At 33.1% G+C, this 16,150-nt stretch carries 16 protein-coding genes and 1 CRISPR repeat array; all 16 genes read right to left on the bottom strand.

What is annotated here, in order from left to right; all coding sequences use genetic code 11:
• Positions 1-48: 48 nt before the first annotated feature.
• The gene (yihA, locus tag BN3657_RS03905; RefSeq protein WP_019138948.1) at positions 49-654 is read right to left on the bottom strand and encodes a ribosome biogenesis GTP-binding protein YihA/YsxC; all 606 of its coding nucleotides are present in this window, start codon (positions 652-654) and stop codon (positions 49-51) included.
• Positions 641-2,974, bottom strand: a complete 2,334-nt coding sequence (gene lon / locus BN3657_RS03900) for an endopeptidase La (protein ID WP_062551861.1) — start codon at positions 2,972-2,974, stop codon at positions 641-643. The genes yihA and lon overlap by 14 nt, the downstream gene beginning before the upstream one ends.
• 46 nt (positions 2,975-3,020) lie before the next feature.
• Positions 3,021-4,238 carry an ATP-dependent Clp protease ATP-binding subunit ClpX gene (gene clpX, locus BN3657_RS03895; protein ID WP_019138949.1) on the bottom strand — a complete coding sequence of 406 codons (1,218 nt, stop codon included), beginning with the start codon at positions 4,236-4,238 and terminating at the stop codon, positions 3,021-3,023.
• An 8-nt stretch (positions 4,239-4,246) separates the two neighbouring features.
• Positions 4,247-4,831, bottom strand: coding sequence for an ATP-dependent Clp endopeptidase proteolytic subunit ClpP (gene clpP, locus BN3657_RS03890; protein WP_019138950.1), 585 nt, complete (start codon positions 4,829-4,831; stop codon positions 4,247-4,249).
• Positions 4,832-4,847: 16 nt separating this feature from the next.
• Positions 4,848-6,197 carry a trigger factor gene (gene tig, locus BN3657_RS03885; protein ID WP_062551860.1) on the bottom strand — a complete coding sequence of 450 codons (1,350 nt, stop codon included), beginning with the start codon at positions 6,195-6,197 and terminating at the stop codon, positions 4,848-4,850.
• 70 nt (positions 6,198-6,267) lie between these two features.
• The gene (locus BN3657_RS03880) at positions 6,268-6,489 is read right to left on the bottom strand and encodes a YdbC family protein (RefSeq protein ID WP_019138952.1); all 222 of its coding nucleotides are present in this window, start codon (positions 6,487-6,489) and stop codon (positions 6,268-6,270) included.
• 1 nt (position 6,490) lies between these two features.
• On the bottom strand, positions 6,491-8,194 hold the full coding sequence (locus BN3657_RS03875; RefSeq protein WP_062551859.1) for a proline--tRNA ligase: 1,704 nt from the start codon (positions 8,192-8,194) through the stop codon (positions 6,491-6,493).
• Between the two features lie 187 nt (positions 8,195-8,381).
• Positions 8,382-8,516 (bottom strand): hypothetical protein, encoded by a 135-nt coding sequence (locus BN3657_RS08655; protein WP_268258896.1) that lies wholly within the window; start codon positions 8,514-8,516, stop codon positions 8,382-8,384.
• 159 nt (positions 8,517-8,675) lie between these two features.
• Positions 8,676-8,849, bottom strand: a complete 174-nt coding sequence (locus BN3657_RS08500) for a hypothetical protein (RefSeq protein WP_154664287.1) — start codon at positions 8,847-8,849, stop codon at positions 8,676-8,678.
• Between the two features lie 98 nt (positions 8,850-8,947).
• The gene (locus BN3657_RS08425; RefSeq protein ID WP_062551858.1) at positions 8,948-9,184 is read right to left on the bottom strand and encodes a hypothetical protein; all 237 of its coding nucleotides are present in this window, start codon (positions 9,182-9,184) and stop codon (positions 8,948-8,950) included.
• A gap of 18 nt (positions 9,185-9,202) precedes the next feature.
• Positions 9,203-10,380: direct repeats of the CRISPR family, unit length 32 nt; unit sequence ATTTCAATCCACGCACCCACGAAGGGTGCGAC.
• Positions 10,381-10,510: 130 nt separating this feature from the next.
• Positions 10,511-10,804 (bottom strand): CRISPR-associated endonuclease Cas2, encoded by a 294-nt coding sequence (cas2, locus tag BN3657_RS03870; protein WP_062551857.1) that lies wholly within the window; start codon positions 10,802-10,804, stop codon positions 10,511-10,513.
• A 1-nt stretch (position 10,805) separates the two neighbouring features.
• Positions 10,806-11,837 carry a type I-C CRISPR-associated endonuclease Cas1c gene (gene cas1c, locus BN3657_RS03865; RefSeq protein WP_062551856.1) on the bottom strand — a complete coding sequence of 344 codons (1,032 nt, stop codon included), beginning with the start codon at positions 11,835-11,837 and terminating at the stop codon, positions 10,806-10,808.
• Entirely contained in the window at positions 11,834-12,487 is a 654-nt protein-coding gene (gene cas4 / locus BN3657_RS03860) for a CRISPR-associated protein Cas4 (protein WP_062551855.1), read from the bottom strand. The genes cas1c and cas4 overlap by 4 nt, the downstream gene beginning before the upstream one ends.
• 2 nt (positions 12,488-12,489) lie before the next feature.
• Complete coding sequence (cas7c, locus tag BN3657_RS03855; RefSeq protein WP_062551854.1) at positions 12,490-13,341, bottom strand: type I-C CRISPR-associated protein Cas7/Csd2; 852 nt, start codon at positions 13,339-13,341, stop codon at positions 12,490-12,492.
• Positions 13,328-15,295, bottom strand: coding sequence for a type I-C CRISPR-associated protein Cas8c/Csd1 (cas8c, locus tag BN3657_RS03850; protein WP_062551853.1), 1,968 nt, complete (start codon positions 15,293-15,295; stop codon positions 13,328-13,330). The genes cas7c and cas8c overlap by 14 nt, the downstream gene beginning before the upstream one ends.
• A gap of 13 nt (positions 15,296-15,308) precedes the next feature.
• The gene (gene cas5c / locus BN3657_RS03845) at positions 15,309-16,022 is read right to left on the bottom strand and encodes a type I-C CRISPR-associated protein Cas5c (protein WP_230204181.1); all 714 of its coding nucleotides are present in this window, start codon (positions 16,020-16,022) and stop codon (positions 15,309-15,311) included.
• Positions 16,023-16,150 lie beyond the last annotated feature (128 nt).

Here is a 16,150-nt window from a genome sequence, read left to right as displayed (position 1 = left end):
ATATTCACAAGAAAAAAGAGCCGGTCTTCCAGCTCTTTAAATCGTAATTTATTCTTCATTTTCTTCATGAAATCTAATCATATCTTCAAATATAAACCACATATCTTGGACTTCGTCTTTTTTTGTTGAGGAGAAAGGAATTATGTTTTCTCTGTGTTCTACTCCCAATTTTTTTGCTATTAGAGAAATTTGTTTATCTACTTGAGATCTTTTTATTTTGTCCTTTTTTGTTGCAATAACTATTCCTGAAAATCCTGAATCTAAAATATAGTCATACATCTGTTTATCAAGGGCTGTTGGTTCGTGTCTAATGTCCACAAGCAATATTGTTTCTAAAAGATTTTCTCTATTTTCAAGATATCTATTGATTATGCCTGCCCATTTTTCTTTTTCTGATTTTGCAATTTTTGCATATCCATAACCAGGTAAGTCAACTAGACGCAGGTCATCATTCACTTTGTAAAAATTTATTGTTCTAGTTTTCCCTGGTGTGGATGATGTTCTTGCAAGATTTTTTCTATTTAGCATTGCATTTATAAAAGATGATTTTCCAACATTGGATCTGCCTGCAAAGGCAAATTCTGGCAAATTTTCTTTGGGATATTGTTTTTCTTCTACTGCAACTTTTTCTAAGTCAGCCTTATTTATCTTCACTAAAATCACCTATCGCAATCTCTGCAACTTCTTCAAATTTAGAAACCGGTCTTATGTCTAATTTTTTAATAGCTTCTTCTTCAATTTCTTTTAAGTCTCTCTTGTTTTCTTCTGGAATTATTACCGTTTTAACTCCATATCTTTCAGCTGCCAAAAGTTTTTCTTTTAGTCCGCCAATTGGAAGAACTTTTCCTCTTAGGGTAATTTCTCCTGTCATGGCAACGTCATTTTTCACAGGTTTTTTGGTCAATGCAGACAAGACTGAAGTTGCAATTGTAATCCCCGCAGATGGTCCATCTTTTGGCACAGCTCCTTCTGGAACGTGGATGTGTATATCTGTATTTGTCCTAAAGTCCGGATCAATTTTATATTTATCTATATTAGATGCAATGTGAGAAATAGCTGCTATGGCTGATTCTTTCATTACATCTCCAAGAGAACCTGTTAGGGTTAATTTTCCTTTTCCTGGCATAACAGTTGCTTCTATTACAAGACTTGTTCCACCTACTTCTGTCCATGCAAGTCCATTAACTGAACCAACTTCAGGAGTTTTTTCTGCTTCAGATATTAAATAAATTTTTTCTCCAAGGAAGTCTTCTATATTTCTAGTAGATACAGAAACTTTTTCCAAGTCTTCTTCTACTATTTTTAGGGCAGATTTTCTTATTATCTTTGAAATTTGCTTTTCAAGTCCTCTAACTCCAGATTCACGAGTGTAATAGTCTATTATGTCTTTAAGGGCTCTTTCAGAAATATTTATATTTTCTTTTTTAAGTCCATTTTCTTCGATTTGCTTGGAAACTAAATATTTTTTTGCAATATTTAATTTTTCATTAGGAGTATATCCTTCTATTTGGATTACTTCCATCCTATCAAGAAGAGGTCTTGGTATAGTTGATGTGGAGTTAGCTGTGGCTATGAAAAATACCTTTGATAGGTCAAAGGGAAGTTCTAAATATCTGTCTGTAAAGGAATTGTTTTGTTCAGGATCCAAAACTTCTAAAAGGGCAGAAGCAGGATCTCCCTTAAAATCATTTCCTACCTTATCTATTTCGTCAAATAAAAATACAGGGTCGTTTTTTCCAGCTTTTTTTATCAGTGATATAATTCTTCCAGGAAGAGCTCCAATATAAGTTCTTCTGTGACCTCTAATTTCTGCTTCGTCAGTCACTCCACCAAGGCTCATGCGGACAAATTCTTTATTTAGAGAATTTGCAATTGACTGTGCAATTGAAGTCTTCCCAACTCCAGGAGGTCCAACTAAACAGAGTATAGGTCCTCTTCCCTTATTGCCAGACAAAATTCTAACAGCAATAAATTCTAATATTCTCTCTTTAACTTTTTTAAGTCCATAATGATCTTCGTTTAAAACTTTTCTAGCTTCGCTGATATTAGTTTTTTCTTCTCCACTTTCAAGCCAAGGAAGATCTATTATCCAGTCTAGATAATTTATTAAAAGAGAATAATCTGGAGATTGTGAATTCAAATTGCTAAGTTTTTGGACTTCTTTTAGTGCTTTGTCCTTAACTTCTTCAGGAAGTGCTTTTTCTTCGATTTTTTTCTTATAAGATTCAGTTAATTCTTCCTCATCTTCTCCATCTCCAAGTTCTTTGTGAATAACTCTTAGTTGTTCTTTCAAGTAGTATTCTTTTTGGACCTCGTCCATTTTCTTTTTCACTTGGTCGTTTATATTTTTTTCTATGGAAAGAATTTCAATTTCCTTTTTCATAACCTCATGAAAGGCAACAAGTCTTTCATAAATGTCTGTTGTCTCCAAAAGTTTTTGATAATCTTCCAATTTTAAATTCAAATATCCCACAACTGTGTCAATAAATCTTGATGGGTCATCAGTATCAGCAATATTTGAAATAAGACCTGGGAAAAATTTTTCATCTAGAGATGAATAAGATTCTATATCACTAAGGGCAAGTCTTAGGGCAGCTTCAACTTCTTCGTCTTCTTTAAAGTCACTTTCCTTGTCATGAAGAATTTCTATCTCTGCTTCTATCATTTCTTCTGTGATATTAAGTTCAGAAATTTTTGCCCTTTCTTCGCCCTCGACTAATACTCTCACAATTCCACCAGGCAGTTTTAAAATTTGTTTTATAGTTGCCACAGTCCCAATTTCAAAGATATCTTCTCTCTTTGGTTCTTCTACTTCTAGTTCTCTTTGAGCTACCAAAAATATTTTGGAATCTTTCATTTCTGCTGCATCTATTGCATTAAGAGAAATATTTCTCCCACAGTCAAAGTGCATGACCATGTGGGGAAAGATAACTAGATCTCGAAGTGGGATAAGTGGTAATTTTATTTTATCCATTTTTCACCTTCTAAAAAAGCCGTGGCAAGCACGGCTAATTATTTATTTATTTTTTTATTAATTCAGCAGCTTCAGTTCCATCTACTGATTCTTTTGTTATTTTTACTGCTTTGATGTCATCTCTTGAAGGAATTTCGTACATGACATTCATAATAGTATTTTCTATAACGCCTCTTAATCCTCTTGCACCAGCCTTTTTCTCAATTGCCTTTCTTGCAATATAAGTTAAAGCTTCGTCATCAAAGATTAAATCAACATCGTCAAACTTTAGAAGTTCTCTATATTGTTTTACTAGAGCGTTCTTTGGCTTAGTCAAGATTTCAACTAAAGCCTCTTCATCTAATTCTTCAAGAGTAATAGTAACAGGTAGTCTACCTATAAGTTCAGGAATTAGACCGAACTTTAAAAGGTCTTCAGTTTCTACCTTTTGCAAAATATTTTCTCTATTAGCTTTCTTATCCATGATTTCAGAACCAAAGCCCATAGAAGATTTTGCAGTCCTATTTTCTATAATTTTGTCAATTCCGTCAAAGGCTCCACCAACAATGAATAGGATATTTGAGGTATCAACTTGAATAAATTCTTGTGAAGGATGTTTTCTTCCACCTTGTGGTGGCACATTGGCAACAGTCCCCTCAATAATTTTTAAGAGAGCTTGTTGAACTCCTTCGCCACTTACATCTCTTGTGATAGATACATTTTCAGATTTTCTAGCAATCTTATCTATCTCGTCAATATAAATAATTCCTTTTTCTGCTCTTTCAATGTCGTAATCAGCATTTTGAATAAGTTTCAAAATAATATTTTCAACATCTTCGCCAACATAACCAGCTTCAGTGAGAGTAGTTGCATCGGCAATAGCAAAGGGAACATTTAAAAGCCTAGCAAGAGTTTGTGCAAGCAAAGTTTTACCAGAACCAGTTGGTCCAATCATTAAAATGTTGGACTTTTGAAGTTCAATATCGCTGCTAACCTTCCTATTTGATGAAATTCTCTTGTAGTGATTGTAAACAGCTACAGCAAGAGCACGCTTGGCATCTTCTTGCTTAACCACATATTGATCCAAGATTTCTTTTATTTCAGCAGGCTTTTTTAATTCAAAGTCCTTCTTCATTTCTTGGGGAACTTCATTTTCTAAGATTGTGTGACATCTTTCGATGCACTCATCACAAATATTGACATTAGGTCCAGCAATCAATCTATTCACTTGGTTTTGCGTTTTGCCACAGAATGAACATCTTAAAATTTCATCTGTATTAGACATATCTCACCTCAAGATCTTTTCTCAATAACTTTATCGATTAAACCATAATCTTTTGCTTCTTCAGAATTTAACCAGTAGTCCCTATCAGTATCTCTTTCGATTTTTTCTAGGTCTTGACCAGTTCTTTCAGCAAGAATTTCATTTAATTTATGTCTAATTTTTAAAATCTTTTCAGCATTAATTTGGATGTCACTTGCCTGACCTTGTGCTCCACCTGATGGTTGGTGAATCATAATGTCAGAGTTTGGAAGAGCAAATCTCTTACCCTTAGCACCTGATGCAAGTAAAAATGCACCCATAGATGCTGCCATTCCAATACAAATTGTTGATACATCTGGCTTTATATAATTCATAGTGTCATAAATCGCAAAGCCTGCAGAAACAGATCCGCCTGGTGAATTTATATAAAGTTGAATATCCTTATTTGGATCTTCAGCTTCCAAAAACAAAAGTTGGGCAACAATTAAATCTGCCATAGTATCATTTACTTCGCCACTTGCAAAAATAATTCTATCTTTTAAAAGTCTTGAGTAAATGTCGTAAGATCTTTCGCCTCTATTAGTTTGTTCTACTACCATTGGCACTAGTGCCATTTAATCACATCCTTGATTATTTATCTTCTTTAGCTTCTTCTATATCCTCATCAGAAATTTCTTCTGGTTCAACAAATTTTGCCTTTTCAACAAGAGTTTCAATAGCTTTTCTCTTTTGAAGGTCATCTCTAACAACGTCCTTGTTTTCGTTAAGCATGTATTCTCTCATTTTTTCCATGTGGTCTTTGTCGTCCTTGAAGTAATCTTCAACAACTTTGTTTACTTCTTCTTCAATTTCTTCATCTGTTATTTCAATTTTCATGTCTTTAACAAGAGCTTCTAGAGCAAGGTCATTCTTAACAGTTTTTTCTGCTTCAGGTCTCATAGTATTTTTGAAATCTTCAAGACTTTGACCAATCATCTTGATGTAGTCTTCAAAGCTAATACCTTGAGCTCTTAAACTTTGGTCATAATTTCTAATCATGTCATCGATTTGAGCATTAATCATTCCTTCAGGAATGTCTGCTTCAATCATTTCGCCGATTTTATCAATAGCTCTTCTTTGTTTTTCCATTTCAGAAGTTGTCTTAAATTCTTCTTCTTTTTTCTTTCTAAGATCTGCCTTAAATTCATCAAGAGTGTCAAATTCAGAAATATCTTTAACAAATTCATCATCAAGTTCTGGAAGTTCTTCATAAGAAATTCCATTTAATTTAATTTCGAATTTAGCATCTTTACCAGCTAAATCTTTTTGGTGATAATCTTCTGGGAATTTAACAGTAATATCAAATTCTTCGCCAATTTCATGTCCAATTAATTGTTCTTCAAAACCTGGAATAAATGTATTAGAACCAATCTTTAAATCTTGGCTTTCAGCTTCTCCACCTTCGAAGTATTTTCCGTCAACAGAACCTTTAAAATCGATATTTACAGTGTCGCCATCTTCTACAGATCTGTCATCAACATTTATAATTCTTGCGTTCATTGATCTTTGGTTTTCAACTTCAGAATCAATAAGTTCATCAGTTACTTCAAGAGTTGGGTCTTCGATTTCAATTCCTTCGTAATCTTTAATTTCAACTTCAGGTCTAACATCAACAGAAACATTAATAACAAGGTCTTCAGCCTTTTCAATGCTTTCTTCGTCAATATCAATATTTGGTTGGTCTACAACTTTAAGATCTAATTCTTTAATTGCTTTTTCATATTCTTGAGGAAGAAGTTCATTAATAGCATCTTCAAAGAATACATCTTTACCATACATGTTTTCGATCATATTCTTAGGAACATGACCCTTTCTAAATCCAGGAATTTGGAAGTATTTTTTATTTTTCTTATAAACTTCATTTTCAGCTTTTTTTATATCTTCTCTTTTTAAAACAATGTCAAAAAAGACAGTGTTGTTTTCTTTCTTTTTAATTTCCATTTCAATTGCCTCCTCGCTCATCGCGTTTTTCATATCTCTATATTATAACATAAATTATTTTAAAAACCTATTAAATAGCTCTGTCCTTTAGTATCTTAGAGAGAATTTCCATCTCTTCATCATTAAGAGTTATACCCTTAGACATCTTTTGATGGTCTTTATCCCATTCTCTCAAGTCATACTTAGCTGGTCTGTCATTAAAAGAAACCTTGTTGAGTTCCTTTGTCCAGCCCTTAGCACTTTCAGATAAAACTCCCAAGTGCTCAGTAATCTCAAATTTAAAATCGCCCATACTACCTAACCTTTTCTACTTCATTTATAATATTTTCAATTGCTTCATCAGCAGGAATTTCAGAATTTTCCATTTCCCTTCTAGTTGAATACTCAACAATAGAATCAGCTGATTTCTTTCCACAAGTAATTCTTAGCGGAATACCAATAAGGTCTCTATCCTTAAACTTGACTCCAGCTCTTTCCTTTCTGTCATCAAGTAAAACTTCTACACCCTTAGCTTGAAGCTTTTCATAAATCTTTTCTCCAAGAGCAACTTGATCTTCGTTTTTAGTATTTACTATAGTAACAATTGCTTCATAAGGTGCCACAGACATTGGCCAGATAATACCATTATCATCGTGATTTTGCTCAATAACTGCTGTCACAGATCTTGTAATACCAACTCCGTAAGAACCCATATAGAAATAATTTGACTTTCCATTTTCATCTAAGTAAGTCGCATTTAAAGCTTCTGAATATTTTGTACCCAATTTAAAAATATTTCCAACTTCTATGCCTCTAGCAAATTTATACTCTTCATCAGTTTCAGGAACCTTGTCGCCTTCAGCTACAAGTAGAAGATCATCTACAACTTCGCCTTCAAAGTCACGACCATAATTTGCATTGATGTAGTGGTATTCACTTTCATTAGCACCAACAACAAGATTGTCCATTTCAGTAAGTCTCTTATCAAAAATCATTCTGACATCAAGACCAAGAGGACCAGTATAACCTGGACTAGACTTAATAGCTTTGATTTCCTCGTCGTCCATCATTCTAATATCATGTTCAGCAACTCCCGTATAAGAAACAAGCTTTGCAAGATTTAGTTCCCTATCCCCAGGAATAAACACAATAACAGCTTCATCTCCAAGCATTAAATCTACTGCCTTGGCACATCTCTTTTGATCAAGCTTTAAGAAAGAAGAAACTTCTTCAATTGTCTTTGCATTTGGAGTATTAACTTTTTCAAGTTCCCTTTTATCTTCAGCTTCAGGAAGAATATACTCAACAGGAGCCTTTTCTTCAGTAGCACCAAATTTTCCAGACTCAGAATAAACAATTACACCTTCGCCAGTTTCTGAAAGAGCAATAAACTCATGAGAAGCAGTGCCTCCCATAGCACCATTGTCCCCTTCAACAATTTTATAATCAAGCTCTAGCCTATCAAAAATCTTTTCATAAGCATCGTACATATTCATATAAGCAGTGTGAAGAGTTTCAGGTGAAGTATCAAAAGTATAAGCATCCTTCATAGAAAATTCTCTTGCCCTATTTATACCAAATCTAGGTCTCTTTTCGTCTCTGTACTTAGTTTGAATTTGGTAAAGATTAAGAGGAAGATCCTTATAAGACTTAACTTCGTCCCTTATAAGAGTAGTAAAATATTCTTCAGCAGTTGGTCCAAGACAAAACTCTCTGTCATTTCTGTCCTTTAACTTAAACATTTCAGGACCAAACTTTTCCCATCTACCAGACTCTTTCCAGATTTCAGCAGGTTGAATAGCAGACATTAAAATCTCCATAGAACCAGCCTTATCCATTTCTTCACGAACAATATTTTCAATTTTTCTAATAGATCTATAGCCAAGTGGCAAGTATGTATATACACCACTAGCAGATTTTCTAATCATACCTGCTCTTAAAAGAAACTTGTGAGATGCAATCTCTGCATCTTGTGGATCCTCCCTAAGAGTTGGCATATAAAGTTTTGATAATCTCATATTACCTCCATAATAAAAGTATTATAATAAATAAAATAATTTTCTACAAGTTTTTACATAAAATCTCATAGCACGCTATTTTTATTATACTATAAAGACTAGAAGACTTCACAAAATTGTTAGAATTAATTTACCTTTGTGTTAAGATTTTCTTCTATATGACTAAATAATTTTTTCCTTGTATTATTTAGTGAACTCGTAAAAGATTTTTTACTTCACAGCTTCCAGTGACTTCATAAAAGTTCATTACTTTATAAGATTTAATAACTTCATAAGAGTTTATCACTTCATAAGATTTAACAACTTCACAAAAATCTATCACTTTATATTTTTAAATTAACATTTTCATTTTTGTCTCTTAACTTTATAATTCATAGGAGACCTCTTTAAAAATAAAAAAGATGCCCCTTTCGAAAAACTAATTTCCTTAACCAGGCATCTCACATACACTAAATAATTTCGTAAATAAAAACTTATTAAATTAATCCTTCACATCAATAACTTCAAAAAGATCAGGTGGATATAAATAATCCTCCCCTTCTTCATCAATAATCCTGTACCAATCCTTTTCAATACTAATAACATCGTAGATCTTTCCATTAATCAGATAAACAGGGTCCGTTTCCCCAATAAATTTTACTTTGATAAAAATCACCCTTTGCTTTTATAGTGGTCCTGAATAACATTTAATTCATACACTTGTCAATGGTGCGACGAGATCTTTTTTATCACTCGCTGGGCGAGTAAAAATTTTCAATCCACGCACCCGCAATGGGTGCGACTTATTGCTTCCGTTTCTTTGATGTTATTCTCTTTACAATACTCTAAATAATCTATTACTCTATATTTGAAATCTTGGGTAGCTTCTTCTTCTGTTTTTCCATGATATAAGAAATAACCTTGAGTATTTAAGATTTTCCCATAATATAAATTATCTTCTTTGCTGAATTTTAAAGTACCACAAATATTTTTGTGTTTCAATATTTTCACAATATACTTTCCTTTTTTATTTCAATCCACGCACCCACGAAGGGTGCGACTAAACTCTCTAATCTCGTATAACTTTACATCTTCATTTCAATCCACGCACCCATGAAGGGTGCGATGTAAAATGTTATCATACTATATATAGTGTTATTATTATTTCAATCCACGCACCCATGAAGGGTGCGACCTTCCGAGAATTTACGATTTACACCAATTCCCATATTTCAATCCACGCACCCATGAAGGGTGCGACTCTTCCGAGAATTTACGATTTACACCAATTCCCATATTTCAATCCACGCACCCACGAAGGGTGCGACTTATCACCCCTTATCCTAAGTACATTACGTCAACAATTTCAATCCACGCACCCACGAAGGGTGCGACTTGTTAATTATGCTATTGAAAATCATGTAAAAGGATTTCAATCCACGCACCCACGAAGGGTGCGACTGTATGGATTCGTTGAGATTTTTTATCGTGGAGTCATTTCAATCCACGCACCCACGAAGGGTGCGACGAATTTGGTTACAAACCTAAGAATTCTACTGAAATTTCAATCCACGCACCCACGAAGGGTGCGACAACAGTCTGTGTGTGAATGTGACGGTTCGAAAGATATTTCAATCCACGCACCCACGAAGGGTGCGACGTTATCAAAATAATATAATTACATTACAAGATAAATATTTCAATCCACGCACCCACGAAGGGTGCGACTTACAGACCTAAAAATACCAATCAAAATAATTTAACAATTTCAATCCACGCACCCACGAAGGGTGCGACAATTACATTAAAATAAGAGATTTAGCAAAATTACTATTTCAATCCACGCACCCACGAAGGGTGCGACGTTACCTCTCATGTTAGGGACAAGCACACAAGTATAATTTCAATCCACGCACCCACGAAGGGTGCGACTATACCTCTTTTGATGCAGGACATAAGTCAGACATTCAAATTTCAATCCACGCACCCACGAAGGGTGCGACCGTAAAACTGATAGATAAGATAAGGCAGAAAATAGATATTTCAATCCACGCACCCACGAAGGGTGCGACAAATCAAGGTCTATATCCTATATATGCAAGAGTGCCATTTCAATCCACGCACCCACGAAGGGTGCGACATCATCAATTATTTCAATCTTAGACTTTACCTTTCATTTCAATCCACGCACCCACGAAGGGTGCGACTGCATTTTTTAGCCATTATATCCTACTAAAAAATACAGCTAATCATTTTTTTAAGAGTTTTGTCTCATTTTTTCTTGTTTTTTATGAGTTAGGTCTAAGTTTTTTATGTTCAGATAAGAATCTCATGTAATTATAAGATTAACAAGTCTTTTTCTGGGTTATAGCTGTCGTCTTTTCCCAAACTTTCCACTCTTCTCTCCCAGTTTTTACCCAAATTATATATTCTTATGGAGTCTTTTTCTGGGTCAATTATTTTCCTTAATTTGTTTTTTATCTCTACTAAATCTGCTGGATAAATATTTAATTCAAATACTGAATTTTGAACTCTTTGTCCGTAATCGACACAGACTTTTGCTACTTGTCTTAGTCTCCTTTTACCAGCTGGAGATACAGTTTCTACATCATAGGTTATTAATACTTGCACTTTAACCTCCCATCATAAAAGGTGGATAGGCCTCTATGTCCCCTCTAAGGTAGGAATTTAATAGAAGAGCTTGAACGTGAGGAATAAGTCCAATTTTTATGTTTTCTTCTATAAAAGGATGATATATTTCTTCTTGATCTCTCTTAGTTAAATTTTCCAGAACTATTTGCCTACCCTTTTCATTTAAGAGTGTGGCGCCATTTTCCTTTACTTCAAAATGCTTCTTATTTATTCTATTTAAGTTTATCATTGAGAGTGTGAATTTATCAACTAAAAAGGCTCGCATCTCCTCTATTATATCAAGTGCCATACTCACTCTTCCTGGTCTATCTGTGTGGAAAAATCCTGCATAAGAGTCTATTCCAACACCTTCAAGGGCTGCAGCAATGTTATTCGTAAGAAGCGAGTAGAGAAAGGATATACAGGCATTAAATCTATCCATAGGTGGTCTTTTGCTCCTATCTATAAAATAGAAATCTTCTCTTTGTTTTATTATTAATTCGTCTAATACAGAGAAATATTCTCTTGCAATTGCTCCTTCTATTCCTCTTAGGCTGTCTTTGTTTTGACATTTTTTTATTTCTTGCATGAGTATTTTTATGGAATCTATTGTTTCTTCCAACTTTTTGATGTCAACTTTATCTTTGTTGTCTAATTTTCCTCTTATAAGGACTTTTCTAGAGTTATATGCCTTAGCGTAGATGATATTTTTTGCAAAATCCAAGGATTCTTCTGAATCCTGCATCTTGTATTGTTTCTTTCTCGTATAAATATTTCCATAGGATGCTCCTATCACTCTTCCGCAATATTTCCCATAGGGTGTGAAAAATGTTAAAGCTACATTTTCTTCCATACACATCTTCATTAAATCTGGACTTACTCCCATATAATTAAAGCAAACTATTTGTTTTAATATGTGGATTGGATATCTTGCGATTCTCTTTGAATCAAGTGTTATAGAAATATTTCTTCCTTCTTTTCTCAAATAATAATCTGGGTTAGTCACATATAAGGTGTTCAGTAATTTTTTCATAATTCTGCCCCATAAATATAATTTCCAACATTTTTTATCTTCTTAGTTATTCTAGGACTGCACTCATCATATAGTGAACACATTCTGCAGTTCTTATAATTTTCCGCCCTGGGAATAATTTTTTCGTCATAGTATTTATGCATCTCTCTTGCTGCATCAACAGTTAACTTTCTTAATTCATCTGTAAAAGGCACTTTTTCTCGACTATCAGTTTCATTGTAATAAATGTATCCATATTCTAGTTTTATATTGAAATTCTCCTCTATGCAAATTGCTTGTGCCATTAATTGTGCGTTGTCGTAATTGTATTTTTTCTTTTTGCCCCTCTTATATTCTACAATTACTGGAAGCCACTTCCCCTTTCTATTTTTTAGCTCTATACCTTCATCTGATTTGTGAAATTCAATTGCATCGAGTCTGCCAGAGAGCCCCAAATTTTTGGAACTCACTGACATTGCTCTTGATATTATTATGTCACCTCTTTTTTCTTTTATGAAGGGCTTATCTACTTTTGTGTGGATGACTTGACCTTCTGCTGTAAAGGAATTTTCTGTCCAAATATTTTCTATATGGATTAGTGCCCACTGTCTTTTGCAAAACAAAAAATGTTGTATTCCATTTAACATTAAATAGTCATCTTCGGCATACATTTTTATATACCTTGAATATGTTCTACTCTAAGTCCCTTTTCTTCATATTCTTTTAATTTTTCTTGGTCTAATCTTATATTATAATCTTCATATTTTACTTTTAGATCTTCTGCATTTGGTAAATCGTACTTTATAAGATCTCTTATTTTACCACTTGACACATCTCCAATTTTTGATGAGTGGTTAAACCAAAATATGTCTTTCACTTCCATGGATCCGTCTGGTCTTGCTGAAGAAATATCATTTAAAAATAAAGTTTTTATACATTCTTTCACTGTTTCTACATCTTCTTCATCAAATCCAGTTTTTTCAGCAAAGTATGAGTTTATGCTTCCATTTACTACATAAACTCCATAGTCAACAAAGTGTTTTGTTCCCATTGTATCTGCAGATCTCGTTTTTCCCGCTGCAGGTTCCATGCCACTTATGGATTTTGTAATTTGCATTGTTGTGATTTCTATAGGTTCAATAGATTTTGCAATTGATATGGAAACTGGTCCTCTTATTCCAAGAGCTCTTTTTTGGTAAGTAAAAACTTGTCCAAAAGACCTTATGTCAAGCCATTTTTCATTAGCTATTTTTTCTACTTCTTCGTCAGATTCTTTTTTAAATACATCTTCAAATCTCTTTTGAAGGGATCTAAATCCATCATCACTTCTATCTAAGGATTTTACAAAAATGTCATGACCCATATCTTGCATCCTATTTCTTATTTTTCTCTTTAGGCAAACGTCAGATATTTCTCCGAAGCCTCTGTTATCTATTCTCGGCATATTGCCAGTAAGTGGATCTCCATTTGGATTTGCTCCAGAAACTTCTATTGTAAAAATAAAATCTACCTTATTGTTTATCATTATTTTCCTCACTTTCTAAACTTTTTTTATCTTCTTTTTTGGTAAATAAGTCTGCCATTTGTGCTTCATATCCAAATATGAAACCTGAACTAAGGGGTTTATTAGTTTCTTTTAGTTTATAATCGTAGTTTTCGCTAATTAAGTTTGTAACTTCTCTTATTTCTTTTTTTATCTTAAAATAAATTCCTCTTTTAGATTCATTATTGAGTAACTTATCTTCATAAGGTCTAATTAGATTTCTAAGTCTTAAATTCATTGTCACTGGTTTATTTACAAAACTAGTCCAAAGTTTCTCAGCATTTGTAAGTCTATCAGTATCCATATCGTAGGTTAATTTTTCTAATCTTTCGTACAAGGCCAGTAACCTTCCAAATAAGTAAGACCTATCTGTTTCTTTTCTATCTAACATATTGCTATTAATTCCCTCCTTATCCTTTAAGGCTGCCAAGGCACATAGCTTAACTTGTTGCCACGATTTATCGTAATTCAATCTATTTCTAATATTTACTTCCAAAGCTCTTGTAATATTTTGAGGCATATCCCTGCCTTCAACTATTGCCATTATAATATTTTTATACTGGTCAGTTGAAAAGCTCTTCTTTGATACTTCCAACCCCTTTTCTCTTTCAACTCCGTAAGCTGTTTGGATTAAAGCAAAAGGACTTGGAGTGTAGAGGTGTTTTCCCTTTTCTTTTGTAGTCCTTATCCAATTATATTTACCTTGCCACTTCACCAAGTTCTCTTTAAGTCTTGAAGTTTCCATTTCTTTAAAATATTTTAAAGCTACCCTTCCATTACTAACCTTGTCAATTATTGCAATGTAGTACTTGGAAGTGTCATTAAATAAAATTCTTCCACTAGTAAAGGACTTTACAATTTCATCAGATCTTGCATCAGAAATAGTCATAAAAGTTTCTTTTCTATTTTCTTGCAAAACTTCCTCTGATGGCATAAAGGCTCTTTTATTTCTGGCACTAGTTTTCTTTTCTTCTAAACTTTTTTCTAACTTTCTAGTTGGATCCATTTCAGATTTATTTTGAATATCATCAGAAAACCAACTGAGGACATAAGTAAATTCACCAAGCCACCTAGAAGTGTTTTCTCCATTCAAAAGTGCCTTTGCCATTTGAATAATTTTTTGACTAGAGTCTTTGCCAATTTTTATAGTTTCATCGGGCTTATCAAATCTTCCCAAGAAATTTTCATTGTTGGCAGTTATTTGTGAAATAAGCCTTGCTGAACCAATAAGAGGCTTGTGTTTTAAGCACAAAAAGTCTTCTTTTCCAGATATATTGCAAATAATTTTTTCAGAATCTTTATCTCTTGCAAAACTTTCTTCTGTGTATTTTATGAACTTTTCTTGCAAATTTTTATTCTCTGAAAGTCTTAAATCTTTTTTTCCATCATAATTTTCAACTGCAAAAGTCAAAAAAACTTTGGAAAAATCCACAGTAACACTTTTAGGCTTTTTTTCTGAATTATCAATATATTCAACAGTTTTATCCTTTGTAATCTTATAATCTCTATAAAGTTTTGAAAGTATGCCCTCGAAAACCTTTTCTTTTATGATATAATCGTGAATGATTTTTACAAAATCATCTTCACATTGATTTAACCAAGATTCCTGCTGATTAATATAGGCATTAGACTTTTTTGTATTATCCTGAATTATATAGTCAAAGTTATCGAAAAGAGGATGGGGCGCAACTCCACTAGACCTTGCAACAGAATCTTCTGTCACAGGGAAAATTACAATGTCTCCTTCTTCTAAAAATTTTGCATCTACTAATTCGCTCTTTTTATTAAGTAAAATTTCTACAATATTCTTGCCATTGGACTTCATGGAATTGTGATAAATTGGCAGTATCAAACTTGCTTTATCGTCTAGATTTCCCACTAAATTATTTTCAAGTCCAAAATTATATGAATTATATAAAGCTGTTAAAAAACTCAATATATCACCTCCATCAATAGTCTTCTAATTCTTGGTCTACTGTCTTTGTGAGACTAGGCTCTTTAAAAGAATAATTTGAAACTTCATTTATTATTGGGCATTCTTCTGGTCTTGGGAATTTTATTCTTCCACTTTTCATATTTATCATTCCATAAGCTGATTTTAGCATTTCACCAGACTTCTTTGGATAAATTAGTCCAACTAACATAAGTCCAAATCCTAAATTACTTTCATCATAATATCCCTTGTCACTTTCATATTCTTCTTCAGTCAAGTATTCAATGTAGCCCTGACATTCTGAAACCCCCAAAAAAATTGACCTTCTTCCGCCTCTTTTTAGAGATCTTTCTGTTATGGCTTCATGCTTTAAAAAGTTTCTGTCATTTTTAAGATCTTCTCTATCTTCATTCCACTCAAAGTGAAATTTAACATAGTAACAAGGATCAAAAATATAGGTATATGCCGACAAATCAGACTTGTAATCTTTTAATAAAAGTCTCATACCTTGAGTGTAGGACTCGATTTTATTCATTATCCTAACTTCATCAATGACATTTGTAATTGTGGGTTTAAAATAATTTGCATCAATTATTCCTTTTAGGGCTTCTCTGGTAGGCACGCTATATGAGATCTTTTCCCCTCCGCTCTTACTTTCAGGTGAAGTAAAAAGAGCTCTATCACCATATACTTTTGCATAAAAGTATTTTGACTTATTCAAGTCTTTCACCTCCTCATATTTAAAAATTTTTTATGAAAACGAAATCATCTCTTCTACTTTCATCATAATGTTAAAACAGATGTTTTGTCAAGCTCAAATTTAATTTGTTTTTATTTAGAATTCTTTCTTTAAAAAAA

It is taken from the genome of Peptoniphilus phoceensis (genome assembly GCF_001517665.2).
Classification (GTDB): Bacteria; Bacillota; Clostridia; order Tissierellales; family Peptoniphilaceae; genus Peptoniphilus_A; species Peptoniphilus_A timonensis.
This window is presented reverse-complemented; position numbering and strand designations above follow the sequence as displayed.

Excerpts from the sequence above, each read along its gene's own strand:
- lon (WP_062551861.1), bottom strand. The coding sequence starts at position 2,974 with ATGGATAAAATAAAATTACCACTTATCCCACTTCGAGATCTAGTTATC.
- clpX (WP_019138949.1), bottom strand. The coding sequence starts at position 4,238 with ATGTCTAATACAGATGAAATTTTAAGATGTTCATTCTGTGGCAAAACG.
- clpP (WP_019138950.1), bottom strand. The coding sequence starts at position 4,831 with ATGGCACTAGTGCCAATGGTAGTAGAACAAACTAATAGAGGCGAAAGA.
- tig (WP_062551860.1), bottom strand. The coding sequence starts at position 6,197 with ATGGAAATTAAAAAGAAAGAAAACAACACTGTCTTTTTTGACATTGTT.
- BN3657_RS03880 (WP_019138952.1), bottom strand. The coding sequence starts at position 6,489 with ATGGGCGATTTTAAATTTGAGATTACTGAGCACTTGGGAGTTTTATCT.
- BN3657_RS03875 (WP_062551859.1), bottom strand. The coding sequence starts at position 8,194 with ATGAGATTATCAAAACTTTATATGCCAACTCTTAGGGAGGATCCACAA.
- cas1c (WP_062551856.1), bottom strand. The coding sequence starts at position 11,837 with ATGAAAAAATTACTGAACACCTTATATGTGACTAACCCAGATTATTAT.
- cas4 (WP_062551855.1), bottom strand. The coding sequence starts at position 12,487 with ATGTATGCCGAAGATGACTATTTAATGTTAAATGGAATACAACATTTT.
- cas7c (WP_062551854.1), bottom strand. The coding sequence starts at position 13,341 with ATGATAAACAATAAGGTAGATTTTATTTTTACAATAGAAGTTTCTGGA.